Annotated in this window: 19 protein-coding genes; 12 read left to right on the top strand and 7 right to left on the bottom strand. The window is 69.6% G+C overall.

Annotated features, from left to right (window positions below):
* Window positions 1–2: 2 nt before the first annotated feature.
* Complete coding sequence (locus FHR33_RS53040; protein ID WP_183661699.1) at window positions 3–2630, bottom strand: LuxR family transcriptional regulator; 2628 nt, start codon at window positions 2628–2630, stop codon at window positions 3–5.
* 86 nt (window positions 2631–2716) lie between these two features.
* On the opposite strand from FHR33_RS53040, the gene FHR33_RS45505 reads away from it, so the two are divergent.
* Both FHR33_RS45505 and arc read left to right on the top strand, forming a co-directional pair.
* The gene (locus FHR33_RS45505) at window positions 2717–3565 is read left to right on the top strand and encodes a tRNA (adenine-N1)-methyltransferase (protein ID WP_183661698.1); all 849 of its coding nucleotides are present in this window, start codon (window positions 2717–2719) and stop codon (window positions 3563–3565) included.
* A gap of 204 nt (window positions 3566–3769) precedes the next feature.
* A complete protein-coding gene (gene arc / locus FHR33_RS45500; protein ID WP_183661695.1) occupies window positions 3770–5533 on the top strand; it encodes a proteasome ATPase in 1764 nt (587 codons plus the stop codon).
* An 819-nt stretch (window positions 5534–6352) separates the two neighbouring features.
* Here arc and FHR33_RS45495 read toward each other — a convergent pair.
* Genes FHR33_RS45495 through FHR33_RS45485 form a run of 3 tightly spaced genes read right to left on the bottom strand, consistent with a single transcriptional unit; the run spans window position 6353 to window position 11201 of the window.
* The gene (locus FHR33_RS45495; RefSeq protein ID WP_312896073.1) at window positions 6353–7708 is read right to left on the bottom strand and encodes a family 2B encapsulin nanocompartment shell protein; all 1356 of its coding nucleotides are present in this window, start codon (window positions 7706–7708) and stop codon (window positions 6353–6355) included.
* On the bottom strand, window positions 7705–9831 hold the full coding sequence (locus tag FHR33_RS45490; RefSeq protein ID WP_221242564.1) for a terpene synthase family protein: 2127 nt from the start codon (window positions 9829–9831) through the stop codon (window positions 7705–7707). Before FHR33_RS45490 ends, FHR33_RS45495 begins: the two co-directional genes overlap by 4 nt.
* Window positions 9831–11201 (bottom strand): family 2B encapsulin nanocompartment shell protein, encoded by a 1371-nt coding sequence (locus tag FHR33_RS45485; protein WP_221242563.1) that lies wholly within the window; start codon window positions 11199–11201, stop codon window positions 9831–9833. Before FHR33_RS45485 ends, FHR33_RS45490 begins: the two co-directional genes overlap by 1 nt.
* A 131-nt stretch (window positions 11202–11332) precedes the next feature.
* Between FHR33_RS45485 and FHR33_RS45480 the strand changes: the two genes are divergently transcribed.
* Together FHR33_RS45480 and dop are read left to right on the top strand one after the other, a co-directional pair.
* Window positions 11333–12481 (top strand): acyltransferase family protein, encoded by a 1149-nt coding sequence (locus FHR33_RS45480; RefSeq protein WP_312896072.1) that lies wholly within the window; start codon window positions 11333–11335, stop codon window positions 12479–12481.
* Between the two features lie 85 nt (window positions 12482–12566).
* Window positions 12567–14081 carry a depupylase/deamidase Dop gene (gene dop / locus FHR33_RS45475; RefSeq protein ID WP_221242562.1) on the top strand — a complete coding sequence of 505 codons (1515 nt, stop codon included), beginning with the start codon at window positions 12567–12569 and terminating at the stop codon, window positions 14079–14081.
* A 60-nt stretch (window positions 14082–14141) separates the two neighbouring features.
* On the opposite strand, the gene FHR33_RS45470 is transcribed toward dop, so the two are convergent.
* Entirely contained in the window at window positions 14142–14546 is a 405-nt protein-coding gene (locus FHR33_RS45470; RefSeq protein WP_183661682.1) for a hypothetical protein, read from the bottom strand.
* 147 nt (window positions 14547–14693) lie between these two features.
* Between FHR33_RS45470 and FHR33_RS45465 the strand changes: the two genes are divergently transcribed.
* The 3 genes from FHR33_RS45465 (at window position 14694) to FHR33_RS45455 (ending at window position 16956) form a co-directional block, all read left to right on the top strand.
* Window positions 14694–14903, top strand: a complete 210-nt coding sequence (locus tag FHR33_RS45465) for a ubiquitin-like protein Pup (RefSeq protein ID WP_183661680.1) — start codon at window positions 14694–14696, stop codon at window positions 14901–14903.
* A gap of 33 nt (window positions 14904–14936) precedes the next feature.
* Window positions 14937–15920, top strand: a complete 984-nt coding sequence (locus FHR33_RS51305; protein ID WP_183661678.1) for an endonuclease VII domain-containing protein — start codon at window positions 14937–14939, stop codon at window positions 15918–15920.
* Between the two features lie 106 nt (window positions 15921–16026).
* Window positions 16027–16956: an alpha/beta fold hydrolase gene (locus tag FHR33_RS45455; RefSeq protein ID WP_183661675.1), complete on the top strand. Its 930-nt coding sequence runs from the start codon at window positions 16027–16029 to the stop codon at window positions 16954–16956.
* On the opposite strand, the gene FHR33_RS45450 is transcribed toward FHR33_RS45455, so the two are convergent.
* The gene (locus tag FHR33_RS45450; RefSeq protein ID WP_183661674.1) at window positions 16953–17969 is read right to left on the bottom strand and encodes a DNA polymerase IV; all 1017 of its coding nucleotides are present in this window, start codon (window positions 17967–17969) and stop codon (window positions 16953–16955) included. The genes FHR33_RS45455 and FHR33_RS45450 overlap by 4 nt on opposite strands.
* 210 nt (window positions 17970–18179) lie before the next feature.
* Here FHR33_RS45450 and prcB point away from each other — a divergent pair, with 210 nt between their 5' ends.
* The 3 genes from prcB (at window position 18180) to FHR33_RS45435 (ending at window position 21099) form a co-directional block, all read left to right on the top strand.
* On the top strand, window positions 18180–19028 hold the full coding sequence (gene prcB, locus FHR33_RS45445; RefSeq protein ID WP_376773316.1) for a proteasome subunit beta: 849 nt from the start codon (window positions 18180–18182) through the stop codon (window positions 19026–19028).
* A gap of 21 nt (window positions 19029–19049) precedes the next feature.
* Entirely contained in the window at window positions 19050–19808 is a 759-nt protein-coding gene (gene prcA / locus FHR33_RS45440; RefSeq protein WP_183661666.1) for a proteasome subunit alpha, read from the top strand.
* A 760-nt stretch (window positions 19809–20568) separates the two neighbouring features.
* Window positions 20569–21099, top strand: a complete 531-nt coding sequence (locus FHR33_RS45435) for a hypothetical protein (protein WP_183661658.1) — start codon at window positions 20569–20571, stop codon at window positions 21097–21099.
* Here the strand turns inward: FHR33_RS45435 and FHR33_RS45430 are convergent.
* Complete coding sequence (locus tag FHR33_RS45430) at window positions 21078–21983, bottom strand: DUF3995 domain-containing protein (protein ID WP_183661657.1); 906 nt, start codon at window positions 21981–21983, stop codon at window positions 21078–21080. The genes FHR33_RS45435 and FHR33_RS45430 overlap by 22 nt on opposite strands.
* 166 nt (window positions 21984–22149) lie before the next feature.
* Here FHR33_RS45430 and FHR33_RS45425 point away from each other — a divergent pair, with 166 nt between their 5' ends.
* Together FHR33_RS45425 and FHR33_RS45420 are read left to right on the top strand one after the other, a co-directional pair.
* Window positions 22150–22635: an RNA polymerase sigma factor gene (locus FHR33_RS45425; protein WP_221242560.1), complete on the top strand. Its 486-nt coding sequence runs from the start codon at window positions 22150–22152 to the stop codon at window positions 22633–22635.
* 2 nt (window positions 22636–22637) lie between these two features.
* A complete protein-coding gene (locus tag FHR33_RS45420; RefSeq protein WP_183661655.1) occupies window positions 22638–23096 on the top strand; it encodes an SRPBCC family protein in 459 nt (152 codons plus the stop codon).
* Window positions 23097–23120: the final 24 nt, after the last annotated feature.

Genomic DNA, 23120 nt, shown 5'->3' with positions numbered 1-23120 from the left:
TATCAATCCTCCTCCTCTGGCGGCGAATCGGTGTCGAGCAGCTCGGTCAGCTCCGTTCTGCCGTTGACGCCGAGCTTGCCGTAGACCGACTGCAGGTGGTTGTCGACGGTCCTGATCGACAGCACCAGCCGGGCCGCGATCTCCTTGCTGGCCAGGCCGGCCGCCGCGAGCCTGGCGATCTCCCTCTCACGCGGGGTCAGCGCGGGCCCCTGCAGGCGCGCCAAGGCGGGGGTGCGCGGGTCGCCACAGGCGGCGGCGCACGCCGACGCCCTGGCGGCGGAGGTCCTGCCCTGCTGGGGGCGGCCCCTGGCGCGGTGGGCGGCCGAGGCCTGCGCGTAGGCCTCGGCGGCGTGCAGGATCATCCCCAGCTGCCGGTAGGAGCCCGCCACCCGGTCGAGTTCCTCGCCGTCGCCCGAGGCGGCGGCCATGGCGTGCGCGGCGTAGACGGTGGCGAGCACGCCGTCGTGGCGGCTGGCGACCTCCACCAGCCTGGACACCACCCTCCGGGCCGCGCCGAAGCGCACCGCGTCGTGCAGGGCGACCAGCTCGATGCCCAGCAGGTCATGAGAGCGGGCGCGGGCGGCGTGCTCCAGCGCCAGCTGCACGGCGCGCGGCAGCCGTCCGCCCATCGCCGTCACCCAGCGCTGCGCCGAGTCGATGGAGGTCTGCAGCAGGTAGAGCACCTCGGTGCGGTCCCGCTCCGCCTCCGCCAGCAGCGCGCGGGCGCCGGCCTGGTCACCGAGCAGCGCCGTGCAGTGGGCCAGCTCGGCCACCGCGAGCGCGGTGAAGTGCCCGGCGCCGGCCAGCGTGGTGGCCTCCTTGGTGACGCGCGCCGCCTCAGCCAGCCTGCCCCGCATCCTGGCGATCTCGCCGTGCCACTGCAGGAAGATGCGCCTGAACAGCCGCAGCGCGCTGTCGTCGCCCAGCACCTCCTGCCCTTGCAGGACCGCCCGCCCGGCCGCGTCGAGGTCGCCCGACAGCAGCTCGGACAGGTAGTTGCCGGCGATAAGCTTGAGCACCTCCGAGGGCGCCGCGTCGTGCCAGGAGGCCTCGACCGCCCTGGCCCTGAGGAACATCCGCCTGGCCTCGTCGCACCTGCCCGTGTACGGAAGCCCGTAGGCGGTGATGCCCAGGGCCATCGCCTCGCCGACCACCGACAGGTGCTCGCCCTCCAGCATCTCGTAGGCGATGCGCGCGCACTCGTGCACCTCGCCGCGCAGGACGCGCAGGTTCAGCCGCATGGCCTCCACGAGCTGGCGCAGCGACGGATCGTCGAGCATCGCCTCGGCGGCGTCGAGCACGGCGTCGGCCTCGGCAGGACGGCGCAGCCCGAAGTTGAGGTTCCACGCGCGTTGCATGGCCAGCTGCGCCCGCAGGTCGGGCCCGCATGGCTCGTTCCACACCGAGGTCAGCGCGGCCTCGGAGTCGGTGAACGCCTCCGAGAACGACAGCACGTCCGACAGCAGGATGGCCGCCCTCGCCCCGCCGCCCGCCTTCAGCGCCGCCCAGCCCAGGCGCGTGGCCAGGGTGGCGTCGTGCGCCGCCCACGCGATCGCGCAGCCCGACAGCAGCGGGGCGGGGTCCTTGACGGCGCCGCTCTCCAGACGCCACACCGCCAGCCTCACCACGTCGTCGCGCCGCCGTGCCCCTGCCGCTTCGAGCGCCTCGGCCAGCTGGCGGTAGCGGCGCCTGGTGCGCAGCAGGGGACTGCCGGCCCTGATCGCCTCGCCGTACAGGGGGTGTGCCAGGCGCACCAGCGTGCGCCTGCCGTCCACCAGGACCCTGATGAGGTCCTTGGCCTCCAGCGACTCGACGGTGGCGGCGGGAACCAGGCCGGCCAGCAGCTGCGCGCCGAGCGGCTCGCCCAGCGCGATGTACTCCAGCGCCTCCTCCTCCAGGAGCTCAAGGCGGCCGATGCGGGCGGCGACCAGGTCGGCCAGCGCGGGAGCGACGGGCGGCGCGGACTCCAGGCGCCACAGCCCCTGCACCCGCACCAGCGCACCCGCGTCGAGCGCGCCGGCCACCAGCTCGCGAAGGAAGAGCGCGTTGCCCTGGGCGAGCCTGTGCAGCCTGGCCACGCTGGCCGACTCCACCGGATCGCCGAGCACGGCGGCCAGGATGCGCCCCACGTCGCGCAGGCTCAGCGGGGTCAGCTCCATCCTGGCCAGCCCGAGGTCCTTCCACAGAGAGACCACCGCGTCGGGCACCGGCTCGCCGCTGCGCAGGGTGAGGAGCAGCTGGGCGGCGTCGTCCTGCGCCATGTGCTGCAGCACCGCCGCCGACCCCGGATCGAGCAGATGGGCGTCGTCGATCAGCATCAGCGGGCGCCGCTCGGTCCCGACGAGCGTCTCGGAGATCCACTTCAGCGGGTTGGCGCCCTGGGGCAGCGCGGCGGGCAGCAGGTGGGCCAGGGTCCCGAAGGGCAGCTCGCGGGCGGCCATGGAGGCGATGGCGTGGACGGCCGTGCGGCCGCGCGAGCGCAGGGAGCTCACCACCTCCACCGCCAGCCTGCTCTTTCCCACGCCCGCCGCGCCCACGATCGCGACCCCGCGGACGGCGGGATCGTTCATCAGCGTCAGCAGCCGGTCGGTCTCCTCGATGCGACCGGCGAAGGGCCAGCGTGTCGGCACGTGGCGATGTTACGGTCCAGAGGGACCCGAATACAGGGGGTTGTGACGGGCCGTTCGAGTGTGCGATTCGCCCTATCCTCATCTCCATGGGTTTTCGCAGGCACGGGCCGTTCCAGGTGGGGGATCAGGTGCAGCTCACCGACCCCAAGAACAAGCGTCACACGATCACGCTGAAGGAGGACGGGGTCTTCCACACGCACAAGGGCGCGATCCCGCACAGCGACCTGATCGGCCAGCCCGAGGGCTCGGTGGTCCGCTCGGCCAACGGCACGCAGTACCTCGCCTTCAGGCACCTGCTGCAGGACTACACGCTGTCGATGCCGCGCGGCGCGGCCGTGATCTACCCCAAGGACGCCGCCCAGATCGTCGGCATGGCCGACATCTTCCCCGGCGCCCGCGTCATCGAGGCGGGGGTCGGCTCGGGCGCGCTGACCTGCTTCCTGCTGCGCGCGGTGGGCGCCGAGGGCAAGGTCATCTCCTACGAGCGGCGCCAGGAGTTCGCCGACGTCGCCAAGAAGAACGTCGAGAAGTTCTTCGGCGGGGAGATGGACAGCTGGCGCCTGGTCGTCGGCGACCTGAACGACTCCATCGACGAGGGCGACGTCGACCGGATCATCCTCGACATGCTGGCCCCGTGGGAGTGTGTCGAGTCGGCCGCCAAGGCTCTCACGCCTGGCGGCGTGATCTGCGTCTACGTGGCCACGACCACGCAGATGTCCAAGACTGTCGAGGCCCTTCGCGAGCATGGGAGTTTCACCGAGCCCCACGCGTGGGAGACCCTGGTTCGCGACTGGCATGTCGAGGGACTCGCCGTACGGCCTGACCACCGGATGATCGGGCACACCGGGTTCCTCGTCAGCGCCCGCCGCATGGCGGACGGCGTCACGCCCCCGCCAAGGCGCAGACGACCGAAGGGAACCACCGAAGAACTATGACAATTTGGCCACGGCGGTGCCTTGGTGCGTGACACGGGAACAGATCGCCGTGTTCATATGCTGCATGTACTAAACGCTGCAATAGGGATAAATAGCCGAATACTGAATGTCACTCGACGAACACTGCCCGGCCAGGTTACGGAGGGGCCCGAGATAGGTAAGGTCCTTAGTAGTCGCCCTCGACTGGGAAGGAGGTGACGGGGCGTGGCAGCTCGCGATGATGCTGAGGCTCGAGCCGCGCAGCGCGAACGGGAGGTCGCTGATCTTTCAACACAGGTCTCCTTCCTGCAGGAGGAGATCACCGCGCTGAGGCGGAAGCTGGCCGAGTCACCCCGTCAGGCCAGAGTCCTCGAAGAGCGTCTCCATGAGGCGCAGGCCAACCTTGCGGCGGTCACCAGCCAGAACGAACGGCTGGTCGCCACACTCAAGGAGGCCAGAGACCAGATCGTCGCCCTCAAGGAGGAAGTCGACCGGCTGGCCCAGCCGCCATCCGGCTTCGGCGTCTTCCTCGAGGCCAGGGAAGACGGCACGGTGGAGGTCTTCACCGGAGGCCGCAAACTGCGGGTCAACGTCAGTCCCGCGGTCGACGTCGAAGCACTCAGGCGTGGCCAGGAGGTCATGCTCAACGAGGCGCTCAACGTGGTCGAGGCGCTCGGCTACGAAGAGGTCGGCGAGATCGTGATGCTCAAGGAGCTGCTCGAAGACGGGCAGCGCGCCCTGGTCATCTCCCACGCCGACGAGGAGCGCGTCGTGCGCCTGGCGGAGTCGCTGGTCGGACAGCCGATCCGCGCGGGCGACTCACTCCTGCTGGAGTCCCGCTCCGGCTACGTCTACGAGCGCATCCCCAAGTCCGAAGTCGAAGAGCTCGTGCTCGAAGAGGTCCCCGACATCTCCTACGAGGAGATCGGTGGCCTCATGCGGCAGATCGAGCAGATCAGGGACGCCATCGAGCTGCCCTACCTGCACGCCGACCTGTTCCGCGAGCACAAGCTCCGTCCGCCCAAGGGTGTGCTGCTGTACGGCCCGCCCGGTTGCGGCAAGACGCTCATCGCCAAGGCCGTCGCCAACTCCCTGGCCAAGCAGGTCGCGGAGAAGACAGGGCAGTCGGGCAAGAGCTTCTTCCTCAACATCAAGGGCCCCGAGCTTCTCAACAAGTACGTCGGCGAGACCGAGCGGCACATCCGCCTGGTTTTCCAGCGAGCGCGTGAGAAGGCCTCAGAGGGCACCCCGGTGATCGTGTTCTTCGACGAGATGGACTCGATCTTCCGTACCCGAGGCTCCGGCGTCTCCTCCGACGTCGAGAACACCATCGTCCCGCAGCTGCTGTCGGAGATCGACGGCGTTGAGGGCCTGGAGAACGTCATCGTCATCGGCGCCTCCAACCGCGAGGACATGATCGACCCGGCGATCCTGCGGCCCGGCCGCCTGGACGTCAAGATCAAGATCGAGCGGCCCGACGCCGAGGCGGCGAAGGACATCTTCTCCAAGTACCTCATCTCCGAGCTCCCGCTGCACCCCGATGACCTCTCGGAGCACTCCGACTCCCGCGAGTCGACCATCCACGGCATGATCCAGAGCGTCGTCGAGCGCATGTACTCCGAGAGCGAAGAGAACCGCTTCCTCGAGGTGACCTACGCCAACGGCGACAAGGAAGTCCTCTACTTCAAGGACTTCAACTCCGGCGCGATGATCCAGAACATCGTCGACCGGGGCAAGAAGATGGCCATCAAGCAGTTCCTCGAGACCGGGCAGAAGGGCCTGCGGGTGCAGCACCTGCTGGCTGCCTGCGTGGACGAGTTCTCCGAGAACGAGGACCTGCCCAACACCACCAACCCCGATGACTGGGCCCGCATCTCCGGCAAGAAGGGCGAGCGGATCGTCTACATCCGCACGCTGGTCTCCGGCAAGACGGGCACCGAGGCAGGGCGTTCGATCGACACCGTCGCGAACACCGGCCAGTACCTGTAGTCCTTCTGGTCGAAAGGGCCGCCTCCCGAGAGGGGAGCGGCCCTTTCGACGTCAGGGCCGGCCAGGCCACACCCCGAGCTCCGGGAGCGGCGTACCTTCGGCGCGCGGCGCCCGGGCAGCCCGTCGCGCCGACACCACACGCGCCCCCGGCCGGCATCAGCCGCAAGCCGGAAGCCGTCAACGCGCCCACGCGGAACACGACGTCGGCCACCACCGAACCTCCTGACGGGACGGCTCAAGGGCGCTCGGCCAGACGGCGCTCCAGACCGCCCCACGTGCCGGTCAAAGGCTCGGCGTCGCCACGGCCCACCTCTCCTGCCGCCGCCAGGGCGTTGGTGCTGAAGATCTTGGGACAGCGGCACGCCCGTCGCCGTGGCCTACCCGCTGCCGGGGCCGGCCCCTGCGACTGAGGTGCAGCGAGATCGGCGAGACCACCACCAGCTCGACAAGCCGCTCGCCTGAGCGCACGGCAGCACGAGGCCGTGGGCGAGGCCCCTCCACCGTGACCGCCTCCGAGGGAGGAGACCACTCCCGCGCTGTCGGCTACGTGGACGGGAGCCGAGCGGGCTGTCGGTCGCCGCCTCTCGTGCTGTCGGTTATGGGGTTGGGTCCATCGGGCCGAGCGGGCTGTCGGTCACCATCTCCCGCGCTGTCGGCTGCGTGGGCATGGCCCTCGCCGATGGAACAGATCCTGGTCGGCGACGCCTCTCACGCCACGGGGGAGGGCGCGGCGTGCGCTCGCGCCCTCCCTGCGGGCTCTGTCGCCCACCGTCTCTCGCGGCCCCCGGCGGAGGAGCTCAGGGGCCGCTGGTCCTGCGGCTAGCCCACCTCGACGCTCTCCAGCAGCCCGAGCGCGTCGGGGACCAGGACGGCCGCCGAATGGTAGGCGGTGACCAGGTAGGAGATGATCGCCTGGTCGGAGATCCCGGTGAAGCGCACCGACAGGCCCGGCTCGCGCTCGTCGGACAGCCCCGTGCGACGCAACCCGATCACCCCTTGGTCGTCCTGACCCAGGCGCATGGCCATGATCGAGGTCAGCCCCCTTCCGGAGACCGGGATCTTGTCGCACGGTAGCAGCGGCACGCCCCGCCAGGCGATCACCCTGCCCCCCTGCACCTCGGTCACCGCCGGATAGAGCCCTCGTGCGTTGCACTCGCGGCCGAACGCGGCGATCGCCAGGGGATGGGCCAGCAAGCAGTGCGTCTTCCTGCGTCTGGACAGCAGCTCGTCCAGGTCGTCAGGGGTGGGAGGCCCCGAACGGGTGTGGACGCGCTGCCTGAGATCGGCGTTGTGCAGCAGGCCGAACTCCCTGTTGTTGACCAGCTCGTGCTCCTGCCTCTCGCGCAGGGCGTGGACGGTCAGCCGCAGCTGCTGCTCCACCTGGTCCATCGGGTCGCTGTAGAGGTCGGCGACCCTGGTGTGCACCCGCAGGATCGTCTGAGCCACGCTCAGCTCGTACACGCGCGGCGACAGGTCGTAGTCGACGAACGTGCCGGGCAGCCTGGCCTCGCCCACGTGACCCGCCGCCAGCGCCACCTCCGCCTCGCCGTACCTGTTCTGCGGCTTCGGCGCTGCCGAAGGCGTCAGATGGGCACGCAGGGCGGGGGAGCGGTCCAGCAGCGCCCGCAGGGCAGGCGCAGGCAACGCCAGGACGGTGCAGGCGGTGAGGGCCCGGACGGTGAACGCCCACGAGGGGGAGGCGCCGGTCAGCAGCGCGTCACCCACGTGGTCGCCGTCGGCCAGCCGCCCGAGCCCGGCCGAGCCGTCGTAGGCGCCGCGCGCCGACTTCTCCAGCTTGCCGTGCGCGACCAGCAGCACCTCCTCGACGGGACGGCCCTGCTCGGCGACGACCTGGTCCGGCTCGTACTCGCGCTGCTCGAACAGCCCGGCGAGCTCCGCCAGCGCCTCGGCGTCGTCGAAGCCCCGCAGCGCGGGCAGCTCGCACAACTCACCCGGGATCACCCTGACGTCGGCGCCCGTCGAGGTGAAGCTCACCCTGCCGTCGCCGACCTGGTAGGTGAGGCGCCGGTTGACGCGGTAGGCGCCACCTGTCACCTCCACCCACGGCAGCACCCGCAGCAGATGCCGAGGGGTGATCTCCTGCATGAACGGCACGGACTTGGTGGTGGTCGCCAGATTCCTGGCGGCCGCCGTGCTCAGGCTCAGCGCGGTCACGAGGCGGTCCTCCCGAGCAGCGTGCCGATCCTCGTGCCGGCGGTGCCGAGCCCCGTCGGGCCGGGCACCCAGCGGGCGCCCTTCAGCGTCGCCTCGTCATAACGCCTGCACTCCCTGTGCCAGCGCAGGATGGCGGCCATCCAGTCGCCCAGCTCGGCGACGTAGTCGGCCACCGACGCGCGCAGCCGCGCGTCGGCGTCCATGTCGTCGAGCAGGGCGGGCAGGTCGAGCTCCGCCACCTTCTGGAACTGCCGCATCCTGGCCGTCATCAGCGAGCCGACCAGCTCGGCCGCCCTCGGCAGGTCACAGTCGAAGAACGTCTGCACGACCAGCACCATGTTGTGCAGCTCGCCCTCGTACTCGATCTCCTTCTGGTAGGAGAACAGGTCGTTGAGCATGCAGCAGTAGTCGTTGGCCGCGGCGACCATCGCCGTCATCGGCCGCGACCCCCACACCTCGGAGGGGATCGTCCGCCCGGGCGCCAGCCGTGCCAGAGCCATCGTCATGTCCGAACCGAACGTCTTGCGCCGCATCTCCACGTAGTCGACGGGATCGGGGACCCTGTTCTGGATGTGGTTGGCCAGCTCCCAGACCCAGCTGGCGGTCATCGCCTCCACCCCCGCCCTGAACTCGGCCCTGCCCTCGGCCGACATCGGCCCCGCCGTACGGAGCCACAGGTCGGCCAGGCCGCGTTCCACGGGGTTGGCCGCGACGGCGGTCACGACCAGATCGAGCGGCATGAACTCCGACAGGCGGCGGTTGAACGCCTTGGCCCCCAGGAAGTCGCGGGAGCGGCCGAAGACCACCGGCAGGTAGTCGTCGCCGTAGGTGCCCCAGCTCAGCCAGTCGGTGGCCAGGACGAGCTCCTCCAGGCTCGCGTCGGGGTCGATGCCGGCCGCGCACAGCGCCAGGTCGTAGCCGTCATGGCTGTCCCTGTCCCACACCATCGTGTAGAAGCCCATCGCCTCCGCGTAGTCGAGAGTCGCCCTGCGCGCCTCGGCCAGGTGCGGGTTCTCCCGCACCTGGAACGGCATGAAGATCTCCGGCAGCGGCAGGTGGCCCACCTTCCGGTGCGGGACGTGGGCGTGGTTACGCAGCCCGCCGGGACCCATGACATGCCGGGGCGAGACGTGGAAGCCCGTGCGCCCGCCGCCGTTCATGTAGCGGTTGGAGCGCATGTGCCACTCGTGCCCACCCGACTGCCAGTCCTGCAGGCCCCGCGCGTAGCGCAGCACCGCCTCCTGCTCGTGCGGCGGCAGCGCGTACTCCACGAACAGCACGGGCAGCTCGGTGAAGGTCGTGTGCTCGAAGACGTGCAGGCGCGAGGTCAGCAGATCGTTGGTGATCTCGGCCGCCTTCTGGGTGTCGCAGCCGAGGAAGCGCTCCACGACCAGCACGCAGTTGGACAGCTCGCCCTCCTCCTCCACCTCCCGCTGGTAGGAGAACAGGTCGTTGCGCAGGTGCACCGCGTCGGCGAAGGTCTCCGTCAGCACCCTGATCGGGCGGCTGCCGACCACCCTCTCCGGCACCTCCACCCCCACGGCGTGCTCCACCAGGCAGGCCGACCACGGAGCGCCGCCGACCTTGCGCCGCTCCTCGATGTACTCGATCGGATTGGACACCTGGCCGTCCTCGATGTGGAACAGCTCCCACATCGACTCCTGCATCAGCTCGTGGGTGGTCCTGGTGAACCGCTCGCGCCACAGCCGCGACATGCCGGGAACCGTACGGGCCCACAGATCCTTCAGCCCGCGCTCCACCGCATTGACCGGCTCGGGCGGATCGTCGGTCATGAACAGGTCGAGCCTGTCGAGATAGGCCTGGCCGCCCACCACGTCGCGGGTCCGCTTGAACGTCTCGAGGAAGTGGTCGTCGAAGTAGAAGACCCAGACGTACCAGTCGGTGACCAGGTCGAGTTCGGCGGCGTCGCACTCGGGATGGGTGTAGGCGCACAGCAGCCCGTAGTCCATGCCGTCGAACCTGCGCTCCTCCCAGATCTCCGGGTCGTCCAGCATGCCCATCTCCCGCGCCCACTCCTTGGTGTGGACACGGGCGCTCTCGACGTGCGGGTTGAGCCTGGCCGGATACGGGAGGTAGAAGTCGGGGAGCTCGAAGGGGCCCATCAACCGACTTCGACGCTTTCCAGGATGCCCAGCGCGTCCGGCACGAGCACCGCGGCCGAGTAGTAGGTGGTCACCAGGTAGGAGATGACCGCCTGGTCGTTGATGCCCATGAAGCGCACCGACAGACCCGGCTGGTACTCGTCGGGCAGGCCGACGCGGTTCAGGCCGATCACACCCTGGTTGGCCTCGCCCAGACGCATCGCCATCATCGAGGTGACGCCCTTGTCGCTGACCGGGATCTTGTTGCAGGGCAGCACGGGGATGCCCCGCCAGGCAGGCACGCTCTGCCCGCCGTACTCGGTGTTGGACGGGTAGAGACCCCTGGCGTTGCACTCGCGGGCGAAGGCCGCGATCGCCTTCGGGTGCGCCAGGATGACCGCGGGATCCTTCCACACCTTGGCCAGCAGCTCGTCGAGGTCGTCGGGGGTCGGAGGGCCCGAGCGGGTATGGATGCGCTGCTTCAGGTCGGCGTTGTGCAGCAGGCCGAACTCCCTGTTGTTGACCAGCTCGTCCTCCTGCCGCTCCCTCAGCGCCTCGATCGTCAGACGCAGCTGCTGCTCGGTCTGGTTCATCGGCTCGTTGTAGAGATCGGCGACCCTGGAGTGGACACGCAGGATCGTCTGGGCCACGCTCAGCTCGTACTGCCGCGGCCTCAGCTCGTAGTCGACGAACGTGCCTGGCAGCCTGGCCTCACCCACATGGCCGGCGGCCAGCGCGATCGCGGCCTCGCCGTGATCGTTCTGCGCCCGGTCGGCGGGGCTCGAGGCGCTGTCGAGGTGCGCCCGCAACGACGCGGAGGAGTTGACCACCTCCCGGAAGGCGTGCGCGGGCATCGTCAGCACCGTGCAGGCCGTCACCGCCCTGGCCGAGTACTCCCACTCGCCGTCCTGCCCCAGCAGAACCTGCTCGCCCAGGTAGTCGCCGTCGGCGAGCACCCCCAGCACGCTCTCGTTGTCATAGGCGCCCTGCGCCACCTTGGCCACCTTGCCGTGCGCGATGAGCACCACCTCGTCGCGCGGCCGCCCCGCCTCGACGATCACCTCACCCTGGGCCACCTCCCGCTGGGAGAAACGGCTCGACAGCGCGGCCAGCGCGTCCTGGTCCTCGAACCCGCGCAGCGCGGGCAGCTCGGCCAGCTCGCCGGGGATGACCCGCACATCCGCGCCCGTCGAGGTGAAGGTCACCCGCCCGTCGCCCAGCGCGTACGTGAGCCGGCGGTTGACCCGATAGACCCCGCCGATCGCCTGGACCCACGGCAGGACCCGCAGCAGGTGCCGCGAGGTGATCTCCTGCATCTGCGGCACCGACTTGGTCGTCGTCGCCAGGTTCCGTGCCGCCGCTGTGCCAAGGCTGAGCTGGTCGTCCGTCATTCCCTCACCCATCCGTTCCGGAGGACTTCGACACGCTCAGTTATCCACAGCTGACGCAAAGTGAAACCTCGAAACGGCAAAGTCTCACCAGCCTCACGGAACCCAACCGCAACAGAACCCGTCAAAAGGGCGTGCACAAACGACGGAAGAGCACCGGACGGCCACAGGGAACCGGGCGGCTCGCGGAGCTCGACCTGCTCCGCTTCATCGCGGCCATGGCCGTCCTCGCCTTCCACTTCTTCGTCGCCTTCGCCTCCGTATGGGGCCAACGACCCGCCACACTGTTCCCCTGGCTGGCGCCCGTGGCCGGGCTCGGCATCCTCGGCGTCGAACTGTTCTTCGTGATCAGCGGCTTCGTCATCCTCATGACGATCTGGGGAAGGGGACTCGGGGCGTTCGCCTGGTCCAGGTTCGTACGGCTCTACCCCGCCTACTGGATGAGCCTCGCCGCCGTGGCCGTCGTGTACGGCGTGCTGGCCGCCAAACCCCTGGACCCGAAGCTGTCGGCGGGCGAGTACGCGATCAACGCCACCATGTTCCAGCGGCTGTTCGGCGTGCAGGACGCCAGCGGCGTCTACTGGTCGCTCTGGGCCGAACTGCGCTTCTACCTGCTGATCTCCATCCTGGTCATCGCAGGCGTCACCTACGGGCGGGTCCTGGCCTTCATGGGCCTCTGGCTGGCCGCCGCCCTCCCCGTGCACTTCCTCGGCGACCACGTCGCCCTCTTCCGCCACGAGGCCGTCGCGCAGATCGTCATGCCCGGCTACGCCGGATACTTCATCGCCGGCATGGCGCTGTACCTCATCCACCGGTTCGGCTCGGCCTGGCTGCCCTGGCTGCTGTTCGCCGCCTCATGGGTGCTGTCGGTGGACTCCGCCCTCGTCCGTGTGGCCAAACGCGTCACAGCGGCCGGCGCCAAGGCCATGCCCGTCACGAACTTCGGCGTGGTCTTCACCATCACGCTGATCTTCGCCGTCATGGCCATGGTCGCCCTGAGCTACCTCAGAATGCCGTCCTCGCCCACGCTGACCGCACTCGGCGGGACCACCTACCCGCTCTACCTCTTCCACAGCGTCGTCGCCGTGGCCCTGATCCCGCCGCTGGTCGGCACGATGCCCGCCTGGATCATCGGCCTGATCGCCACGCTTGTGACCCTGGTCTTGTCGTATCTTGTCTATTCCTGTGCCGAACGACCTCTTCAGCGACTCCTTCGGCCTCGCCGCTCACCGCAAAGCACGCCAATGCCCGCCGTACAGGCTGAAAAGGCGTCGGTGCCATAACTCTGTGACCCTCAGGGACGGTGAAGGGCATAGGCTCGGGCATATAAACGGCGGACAGACAGACCCGGACGAACAGAGGGTGCGCATGACGGTGCGTCGGGTGATGGGCATCGAGACCGAGTACGGCATCTCCGTACCCGGCCAGCCAGGCGCCAACGCGATGGTGACCTCCTCACAGGTCGTGAACGCCTACCTGGCCGCCTCGGCCGCCAGGGCGCGCAGAGCGCGGTGGGACTTCGAGGAGGAGAACCCCCTTCGTGATGCCAGGGGCTTCGATCTGGCCCGCGAGGTCGCCGACCCCAGCCAGCTGACCGACGAGGACCTCGGCCTGGCCAACGTCATCCTCACCAACGGAGCGCGCCTCTACGTCGACCACGCCCATCCCGAATACTCCACGCCCGAGTGCACCAACCCTCGCGCGGCCGTCATCTGGGACAAAGCAGGCGAGCGGGTGATGTACGACGCCGCAGTGCGCGCCTCGGCCATCCCCACCAACGCGCCCATCCAGCTCTACAAGAACAACACCGACGCCAAGGGCGCCTCCTACGGCTGCCACGAGAACTACCTCATGCGCCGAGCCACGCCCTTCGCCGACATCGTCAGACACCTGACCCCCTTCTTCGTCTCGCGCCAGGTCGTGGTAGGCGCCGGCAAGGTCGGCATCGGCCAGGACTCCCGCGGCGAAGGCTTCCAGATCAGCCAGCGAGCCGACTTCTTCGAGGTCGAGGTGGGTCTGGAGACCACGCTCAAGCGGCCCATCATCAACACCCGCGACGAGCCGCACGCCGACCCCGAGAAATACCGCCGCCTGCACGTGATCATCGGCGACGCCAACATGTCGGAGATCTCGACCTACCTGAAGCTCGGGACCACCGCCCTCGTCCTTGCCATGATCGAGGACAACTTCCTCACCCGCGACCTGGCCGTCGACAACCCCGTCCAGGCGCTGCGCGCGGTCTCCCACGACCCCACCTGCCGCTACGAGATCCCGATGCGCGACGGACGCAAGCTCACCGCCATCCAGCTGCAGATGGAATACCTCGAGCAGGCCCGCAAGTACGTCGAGGAGCGCGGCACCGCCACCGAGGAGATGAACAAGGACATCCTCGACCGCTGGGAGTCCGTCCTCACCCGCCTGGCCGAAGACCCCATGCAGCTCTCCCGCGAACTCGACTGGGTCGCCAAGCTCGAACTCCTCGAGGGCTACCGCACCCGCGACGGCCTCGCATGGTCCCACCCGCGCCTGCAACTGGTCGACCTGCAGTACTCCGACATCAGGCCCGACCGCGGCCTCTACAACCGCCTGGTCGCCCGCGGACGCATGCAGCGCCTGGTCACCGAGGAACAGGTGCAGCGCGCCGTCGAGAACCCGCCCACCGACACCCGCGCCTACTTCCGCGGCCGCTGCCTGCGCCAGTACAGCGAGTCGGTCGCGGCCGCCTCCTGGGACTCCGTCATCTTCGACATCCCCGGACGCGAGTCCCTGCAGCGGGTGCCGACCCTCGAACCGCTACGCGGCACCAAGGCCCACGTCGGCGAACTGTTCGACCGCTGCCGCACCGCCGGCGAGCTCGTGGCGGCCCTGACCGGCGGCGACTAGCCGAAGCCCTCTCCTCGCGGGCGCGCGCGTCCTGCGCGTCCCCGCGAGGCGGCGTGCCCGCTAGAGCAGCGAGACGCCCAGCGTCAGCGTCCCCGCAGCCAGAGAGAGGCCGCCCGCGAAGGTGAGCCAGATCAGCCGGCTCGGCTTCGTGTCACTCGGACGGACCACCGACAGGAAGAAGCCCAGCGGCATCAGGATCGGCGCCGCGACGATCAGCGTGCGCACCAGCGTCTTCACCCCGTCCGTCAGCGGCGACGCGTCGATGTACAGCAGGGCGACCAGGCTGAACAGCACCAGCACGCCCGCGTGGGCGTGCCCCGCCCTCCAGAGGCCTCGGCGGACCGGGTTGTCGTTGTACCCGGGGACGTTGCGCATGAGGTAGGTCAGCAGCGTGACGCCGCCGTAGGCGACGCCCGGGACTGTGATGAGCAACACACCCGCGGTGCTCAGGGTCGAAGGGGACATTCGGGACCTCCTGTGGGATGGGGCTCCAGTATTGGATAGGAGCGCTATCCAGTCAAGCCGCTGAAGATCGCGGGGCATCAGGCGCGCAATGTCGGTCGGTTCGGGGAAGATATCCAGTAGAGGCAGTCCCCCAAGCGGAGGTTGATCATGGCGAACAGGGACACCGGCGGTCAGAAGCAGACCGGTCGTCGCGAGAACGAGGTCGAGGAGACCGAGGCCTCGGCAGGCGGCGATGTGCAGGAGCGGCAGGAGAAGCTGACCGACGACGTCGACGCGATCCTGGACGAAATCGACGAAGTTCTCGAAGAGAACGCAGAGGAGTTCGTGCGCAGCTACGTCCAAAAGGGCGGAGAGTAGGGCAAAACGGACAGATGAAAGGTGTCGGATCGGGTGGAAACGCCGGGTGGGGCTAAGTGGTGTCCGGATTGTGGAGAGACCAAGGCGCTCTCCGAGTTCGGGCTCAACAAGCGCATGGCCGACGGGCGTGCGCGGTACTGCAAGGCCTGCTTCCGGGTGAAGTCCACCCAGAGCTACCGCAAGCGCAGGGCGGAGCAAGGCAAGACCGTGCGCAAGCGTGTCGAGGTGCCTGAGGGGCATAAGCGGTGCCCGCGGTGTGACCAGATCAAAGACGTGGCGGAGTTCGGGCGGAACCGATCGGAGAAGTCCGGGCTGGCCGCGTACTGCAAGCCGTGTCACACGCAGGCCATGCGTGAGATCAAGATCAAGAATCACGGTAGTGAGCGGAACTATCTGCTCAAGTACCGCTATGGCATAACTGAGGACGACTTCGAGCGGATGCTCGCCCAGCAGGGCGGGCTCTGCGCCATCTGCAGGGTGGTGCCCGGCACGCACGTCGACCACTGCCACACGAGCGGTCTCGTGCGGGGCGTTCTCTGCTTCAACTGCAACAACGCGCTGGGTCACTTCATGGACGATGTCGTGCTCATGGAGGTGGCCGCCCACTATCTCGACGGCGTCGTGCTGTGGCCGGACTATGTGATCCTGCCGGAGCAGCGGAGTGGACCCGTGGCGCCGACCAGGACGTATCACCTGTCGCAGCGGTACCGGATGCGGCACGAGGACGTGGAGAGGATGATCGGCGCTCAGCATGGCCTGTGCGCCGTCTGCTGGGATCGTCCGCCCGAGCACGTGGATCACTGTCATCGTTCGGGTGATGTGCGGTATGCGTTGTGTCTGCCGTGCAATACGGGGATCGGGCAGTTCAGGGATGACGCGGGGGTCGTGCGGAGGGCGATCTCGTATCTGGAGGCGACCTTCGTCGAGTGGGAGTTGGGGGAGGACGAGCTGGCCGAGCTGGCGCGCCAGGAGGATGCGCGGTGGTCTGAGTTCCTGTCGCGGGCGTCGCTCGTGTAGGTGATCGGGGTCGTCGGCCGGGTGGTTCACTGGCCGGGTTCCGCCGTTGCCCGCGCCGGGCTGTCCCGGTGGACGGTGACGCCGGTGGCCCGTGCGACCATGTGCCATGGTCATTCCTCCCGAGTTCGTCACCGTCAGTGAAGGTCACCGGTTGGCGGTTCGTCGTGGCGGCCACGGTGGCGTGCCGCTGTTGCTGGTGCACGGCTTTCCCTGTACGAGCCTCATCTGGTCGCACAACATCGAGGAGCTCGCGGCGGCGGGCTTCGATGTCGCCGCCCCTGACCTGCGCGGTTACGGCGACTCCGATTTCGCTCCTGACGGCTTCTACGACTTCGCGGCCTTCAACGCCGATCTGACCGGCCTCATGGACGCCTTCGGCTGGGAGCGGGCGGTGGTCGCGGGGCACGATCTCGGTGCGATGATCGCCATCGATCTGGCGACGCGTCACCCGGGCAGGGTCGACAGGCTGGTGGTGCTCGACGACTCGATGCCCGATCTTCCCGAGGCGTTCGCCGCGGCCGGGATCCCGCCGGGCACGCCCAAGCCGGCCGTCTACGACTATCAGCGCCGCCAGGGCCTGCACGCCGACGAGCTGGTCGCCGAGTTGGACACCCCCGAGCGGCGGCGCCGTTACATCGGTGAGTTCTTCGGCCATCGGATGTGGTGCCCGCCCGGCGCGTTCAGTGAGGCCGATCTCGAGGTGCTGACCGAGCCGTACGGCGACGCGGACCGGTTGCGGGCCTCCTTCGCCGACTACGAGGTGGTGATGGGCGCGCGTCCCATGTCGGCTCCCGAGATGACCGACAGGCCGGTCCAGCAGCCCACGCTGGTGCTCGTGGGGCCGGACCAGGTGACGCTCGGCGAGCACGTCGAGGAGCGGTGCGCGATCGCCTATCCGCAGGTCGTGGGGCCGTTCTGGGTGCGGGGGGCGGGGCACTTCATGCCGTGGGAGAAGCCGACGGTGGTCAACCGCGCCATCCGGTCGTTCTGTGGAGACCTGCTGGCGCGCCACGCGGACTCCAGGGGGGCGCTCTAGCCGTACTCCACCGAGACGCCGAGCAGGCGGACGGGCCGGCCGTGGTCGAAGCGGTCGAAGACGGCGAGGGCGGCCTGTTCGATGGTGGTGGCGTCGTGGGTGGGTTCGGGCAGCTTGGCCTGACGGGTGTGGGTCGTGAACGGGGCCGAGCGGACCTTCACCGTGACGCGGACGACAGGCCGTCCTTCGGTTTCGGCCGCGAGCCGTACGGCCATGGCGGCGACGTGGGCGCGCATCGCGGCTGGGTCGGTGAGGTCCTGGGTGAAGGTGGTCTCGTGGCTGTGGCCGCGGGGCACCCACGGGGTGGTGGTGACGGTGCTCTCGCCCTTGCCGAGCGCCAGGTAGCGCAGCCAGGGGCCGTTGGTCGGGCCGAAGCGGGCCGCGAGCTCGGCGGGGTCGGCGGCGGCGAGCTGGGCGACGGTGTGCAGGCCGAGGTCGGCGAGCTTCTTGCCGGTCTTGGCGCCGATGCCCCACAGGGCCGTGGTCGGACGTTCTCCCATGACGTGGGGCCAGGTGTCGGTGGTGAGGCGGGAGACGCCCGAGGGCTTCTCGAACTGGGCGGCGAGCTTGGCCTGGTGCTTGTTGTCGCCGATGCCGATCGAGCAGGTGAGCCCGGTCTTGTGGGTGACGGCGCGCTGGATGTCGTGGGCGAGAGCCTCGGGGTCGTCGGTGCGGGCGCCGAGGAAGGCCTCGTCGAGGCCCCACACCTCGACGGTGACGGGGAAGGTGTGCAGGAGGGTCATGACGGCGGCGCTGGCGGCCTCGTAGGCGGGCAGGTCGATGGGGAGGTAGACGGCGTCAGGGCAGCGTCTGAGGGCTGTGCGCATGGGCAGGCCGGAGTGCACGCCGTACTCGCGGGCCTCGTAGGAGGCGGTGGCGACGACGGTGCGAGGGGTGGTGGGGTCGCCGTTGCCGCCGACGACGACGGGACGGCCACGCAGCTCGGGGTTGCGCAGGATCTCCACCGCCGCCATGAAGGCGTCGAGGTCGAGGTGGAGCACCCAGTCCCGCATGGTGTCCAGTATGGACGGGCGCGGACGATCATCGCAGCTCGGCGGGGGAGCGGGCGGAATCGCCCCGAGGAGCGTGTCACGACATATCGGCAATTCGGTCGCTCACTTGGCGCGGAAATGGTTCGCGCTCAGCTGATCGTGGGAAGTGCATGCACCAGCACAACATGAGTAGGGTCGCCCTAAGGACACTGAGGTTTTGGAGGGAGTCGCGTGGCACAGCACAGGGATCTGCCCGCCGGCTTGATGAGCCAGCTCTTCGTGAACAACGGAAATTCCTCGTTCTCCGAGTTCGTCGGCAGGCACGCTCCTGACCTACTGCCGGCGCGCGGCGAGGCGCTGGCGACGCCGGTCGGGGACCAGGTGCCGCACGCGACCACGATCGTGGCCGCCACCTGCGCCGGCGGTGTGGTGATGGCGGGCGACCGCAGGGCGACGTCGGGGAACGTGATCTCGCAGCGGGACATAGAGAAGGTCTTCAGGACCGACGACTACTCCTGCATGGGCATCGCGGGCACGGCCAGCACGGGCATCGAGATGGCCAGGCTCTACCGGGTGGAGCTGGAGCACTACGAGAAGATGGAGGGCCGCACGCTGTCGGTGGCCGGCAAGGCCAACCGGCTGGCGACGATGATCCGCGGCAACCTCGCGATGGCGATGCAGGGCCTGGTGGTCGTGCCGCTGTTCGCCGCCTACGACCCCGAGCGCGACAGCGGGCGGATCTTCAGCTACGACGTCGCGGGCGGGCCGTACGAGCGCGACAAGTTCGACGCGATCGGCTCGGGCTCGATCTTCGCCAGGGGCTCGCTGAAGAAGCTCTACAGGGAGAACGCCTCCGCCGACGACATCGTGACGACGGTGATCCAGGCGCTGTACGACGCCGCGGACGACGACTCGGCCACCGGCGGCCCCGACGTGACGAGGAAGATCTGGCCGATCGTCTCCGTCATCGACGCCGAAGGCTTCCGCCGCCTGAGCGACGAGCAGGTCGCTGGCGTGGTCCAGCGGATGCTCGAGGACCGCATGATCTCCCCCGACGGCCCCATCGCCCCGCTGCGCTAGAAAGGACCTGCCGAAGTGTCCATGCCTTTTGGATATGCATCGCCCGAGCAGATCATGCGCGACAAGGCCGACTACGCGCGCAAGGGCATCGCGCGCGGCCGCAGCGTGGTGGTGCTGCAGTACGTCGACGGCATCCTGTTCGTCGCCCCGAACCCCTCGAGGGCGCTGCACAAGGTGAGCGAGATCTACGACAGGATCGGCTTCGCCGCGGTGGGCCGCTACAACGAGTTCGAGGAGCTGCGGCTCGGCGGCATCCGCTACGCCGACATCAACGGCTACACCTACGACCGCACCGACGTGACGGGCAGGGGGCTGGCCAACCTCTACGCCTCCAACCTCGGCCGCATCTTCACCGAGTCGATCAAGTCCCTCGAGGTCGAGGTCGTGGTGGCCGAGGTGGGCGACACCGCCGACGGCGACGCCATCTACCGGCTCACCTTCGACGGCTCGGTCTTCGACGAGCACGGCTTCGCGGCGATGGGCGGCCAGGCCGAGGCGGTGGCGACCCGGTTGAAGGAGCGCTACCGCGAGGGGATGACGCTGGCCGAGGCGCTGGAGGTGGCGCTGGCGGCGCTGACCGAGCCGGGCGGCGAGCGCCCGCCCGCCAACCAGTTGGAGGTGGCGGTCCTCGACCGCAACCGCGAGCACCGCAAGTTCCAGCGCCTGGCGGGTCCCCGGCTGGAGCGCCTCCTCCCGGCCGCTCAGGCGCCGGCGGCCTCCGAGGACGAGGACAGCCCGCCCACCGCCCCGGCGCCCGGCGCCGGCGACGGCACCGAATAACCCACCAGCCCGGCGGGCGCATGTACCGGCCCGCAGAGGGCATCAGTCTGTACGGCAGGCGATGCTACGGCCACCGGGGTCACCCGGTGGCCGTCCGTCTTTCACGCTCCTCCAGCGCGACTCCGGCCCTCGCCGTCACATCGCACCGCCCCCCACTGGCCCGCCTGCGGCCAGGCCGCCCGCGCGCCGCCCCAGAGTGGTCGGAGCACCCGGCCCTACGGTGGGACTGCCGGGTATCGTCTCGCGGTTCTGCGGTAAGGCACCCGGACACCGGCTCGCGGTTCTGCGGTCTGGTTGCTCGCATGCCGCCGGATCCGGCTGCGGCCCTACGGTGGGATTTCCGGACCACGGCTCGCGGTTCTGCGGTGAGGTCGCTCGCATTTCCCCCGCCTCCAGCCCCGGCCCTCGGTAGGGCTCCCCGGGCACCCCCTTGCGGCTCTGCGGTGAGGTCGCCCGCATGCCCGGCTCCCCGCCGGTTCCGGCCCGGCCCTGGCTCGCGGCTCTCCGGTGAGACTGCCGAGCACCGTTCGCGGTCCTACGGTGACATCGCCCCCGCACTAGCTCCGGCTGGCGCATCGTCTTCGCGCACCTGTCGGCCTCGGTTACCGCCGCGAGGTCGTCCCCGCACATCGCCGGCCGACGGCAGGGGATCGGGTCGACTTCATCGCTCACCGTCACGTGCCCCGCACTCTCGATGGATGTGACCGGGATCACGTGATCGCGCGCGAACCGGAGCTCCAGGTTGTGGATCAAAGAGCGTGTGAAGACGAGAACCCTCGCGACCGGCGTAGCCGCGCTCGCCTGCTCCCTGGCCCTCACCGGCGGCCTGGCCGCCCACGCGGAGGCCGGGGCGATCCCGAAGTACAAGGCGCCCCAGATCTTCGGGACGACCTTTCAGGCCGACCCCGGCCATGACTTCACCAAGGGTCTCCACTCGCGCCGCAACGGCATCCTGCGCGGCTGGATCACGGCTGTGCGGGGCGACGGCAGCGCCGAGTACGAGCCGATCAAGTGGAAGCGGGACAAGCACACCGAGGGCTACTTCGTCGGTCCTCCCGAGGGCGACGTGACCGCCTACGCCTCGCCGATCGCCAAGAAGGTGGTCTTCCTCAGCGCCTCGGGCTGCAGCGGGTCGGGCGTGGGCATGACGGTCGACCGCAGGACCGGCCTGGGCAACAAGAGTTGCTCGAGGAGCACGCTGATCAAGCGAGCGAAGGTGGGCCAGCGGGCCTCGCTCATCACGGTCCACAAGGGCGAGATCGTGAAGGTTCAGGAGATCTTCACTCCGTGATCGCGCGCGGGACCGTCCGCGGGGGCGGCGGTCCCGCGAGCCACGACGACGGCCACGAACAGCGCCAGGCACAGCGGCGTGTACAGCAGGGCATTGAGCCAGTAGAACGGCGTTGAGGTCTGCACGCCGAATCCAAGCGTCCACACCAGACCGAGCACGGCACGCGCCAGCACGCCGAGCGCCAGCACCCCGGTCACCAGCCGCACCACACGCGCCACCATGAGGCCCGGCATGCGCCGCGCCCCCCAACCGTGACGGCTGCCGACAGGGCGGACTGCGGTGCCGCTGCCTCTGGCGCCGCTGAGTGCGGTGCCGGCGAGGTCGCCGGCTCTGACACCACCGGCTTCGCGATCGGCACCACCGGCTTGGCGATCGGCACCACCGGGGCCGCGATCGGCACCACCGTGGCCGCGACCGTCGCCGCCGTCGACGTCGGGGACTCTAAGGGCGCCGACCCCGTCACCGCCAGCGCCGTCGGCTCCGGCGTCACCAGCGCCGACTTCGGTACCTCCGGCGCCACCAAGGCCGCCGACGCCGCCGTTCCCGACCCTGCTGTGTCCGTTCGCGCTGTGTCCGTTCGCGTCGTCTCCCTTCGCGGCGACGCTGCGGTCTCCGACGCTGGCGACGCCGCCCACCCCCGCCCCGAGGGCGCCGAGTCTGGTGGTGGTGATCAGGGCCGCGGAGGCGGTCAGGAGGGCGGCGGCCAGGGGGAGCAGCACGCGGGGCGTGAAAGGCACCTCCATGTTGAGCACCGCCAGGGACAGGGTCCTGACGTCGGGGGCGGGCCAGATGGCGCCCGTCGTCCAGTAGAGGTGGGCGGCGGCGTCCACGGCCAGGACGGTGGCCGCCGCGTAGGCGGCGCGCGCTCTTGTCTGTCGCTTCATGTCCACCAAGGAGGCCGCGCGGAGCCAGGGCGTTCCCGCTTGTGACGCTCCTCACAGGAGGGAACCGATCTGCCCGCCTGCCACTCTTGGCAGGTATGAGGACAGTGACGCGCGCCGCACGGCCGTTACGGCCCCGCGTGGGGCGCCGCAGGGGCCGGGAGCGCCAGTGGTAGATCCCGAGCTGCTGAGGGCCGCCCAGGGCGGCGACACGATGGCGATGAACGACGTGCTGGACGAGCTGTCGCCGTACGTCTTCAAGATCTGTGGCGCGATCGCGCCGCAGCACGGACCCGACGCGGCGCAGGAGACGCTGATCGCGGTCTTCCGCCATCTGGCGGGGGTGCGGGAGCCCGCGGCGCTGCGCGGCTGGGTGCGGGCGATCGCGGTGCGCGAGGCCGTGCGGATGGCCAAGAGGAACCCGCCAGGGCGCGAGGCGGCGGGGGAGCGGGCCGCCAGGGACGGCGGCGAGCTGTCGGTCGAGGTGCGCGACGTGCTGGCGCGGCTGTCCCCCGAGCACCGGGCGGTGCTGGTCCTGCGCGACCTGGAAGGGCTCGACGAGGAGCAGGCGGCCGCGGTGCTCGGCCTGCCCAGGGGCACGGTGAAGTCCCGCCTGCACAGGGCGCGGCTCGGATTCAGAAAGGCATGGCAGTGAACATGGCTGTGAACGACGATCTGGATCCGGTGCGGCGCCTGCGTGTCATGGCGGCCGCGACCCCCGGCTGCGTGGTGGTGGAGCGCGTGATCGCCGCGCCGTTCGAGGAGGTGTGGGCCGTCGCCGCCGACCTGGAGGGCGAGCTGCCGCGCTACCAGCCCAGCGTCAAGACGCTCAGGGTCACCCCGGGCCAGGGCGACAGGCTGGAGGTGGTCGCTCTGGGCAGGGCGGGCCTGTGCGCGAGTTTCGCGGCCGTGCTGCGTCCCGGCTGGTGCTGGATGCAGAGCCGCACCAGCGTGTTCGGGCTCGCGGCCGTCCCCGTCGAGGGCGGCACGCTGCTCGGCCGCGCGGGCGCGACCCGGCGGCGTGGGCTGCGGATGCTTGCCGCGCCGCTGCTCAGGCGGGCCTTCGCCGCCGAGCTCGACAGGTTCGAGTCTCGTGTCAGGCAACGCGCTCAGTAATCGAAAGAAAACCGAAACACGCGA

The sequence above is a fragment of the Nonomuraea dietziae genome (assembly GCF_014195505.1).
GTDB lineage: Bacteria > Actinomycetota > Actinomycetes > Streptosporangiales > Streptosporangiaceae > Nonomuraea > Nonomuraea roseola.
Note: the sequence above shows the minus strand (reverse complement) of the source record. Positions and strands in the feature narration are given on the sequence as shown.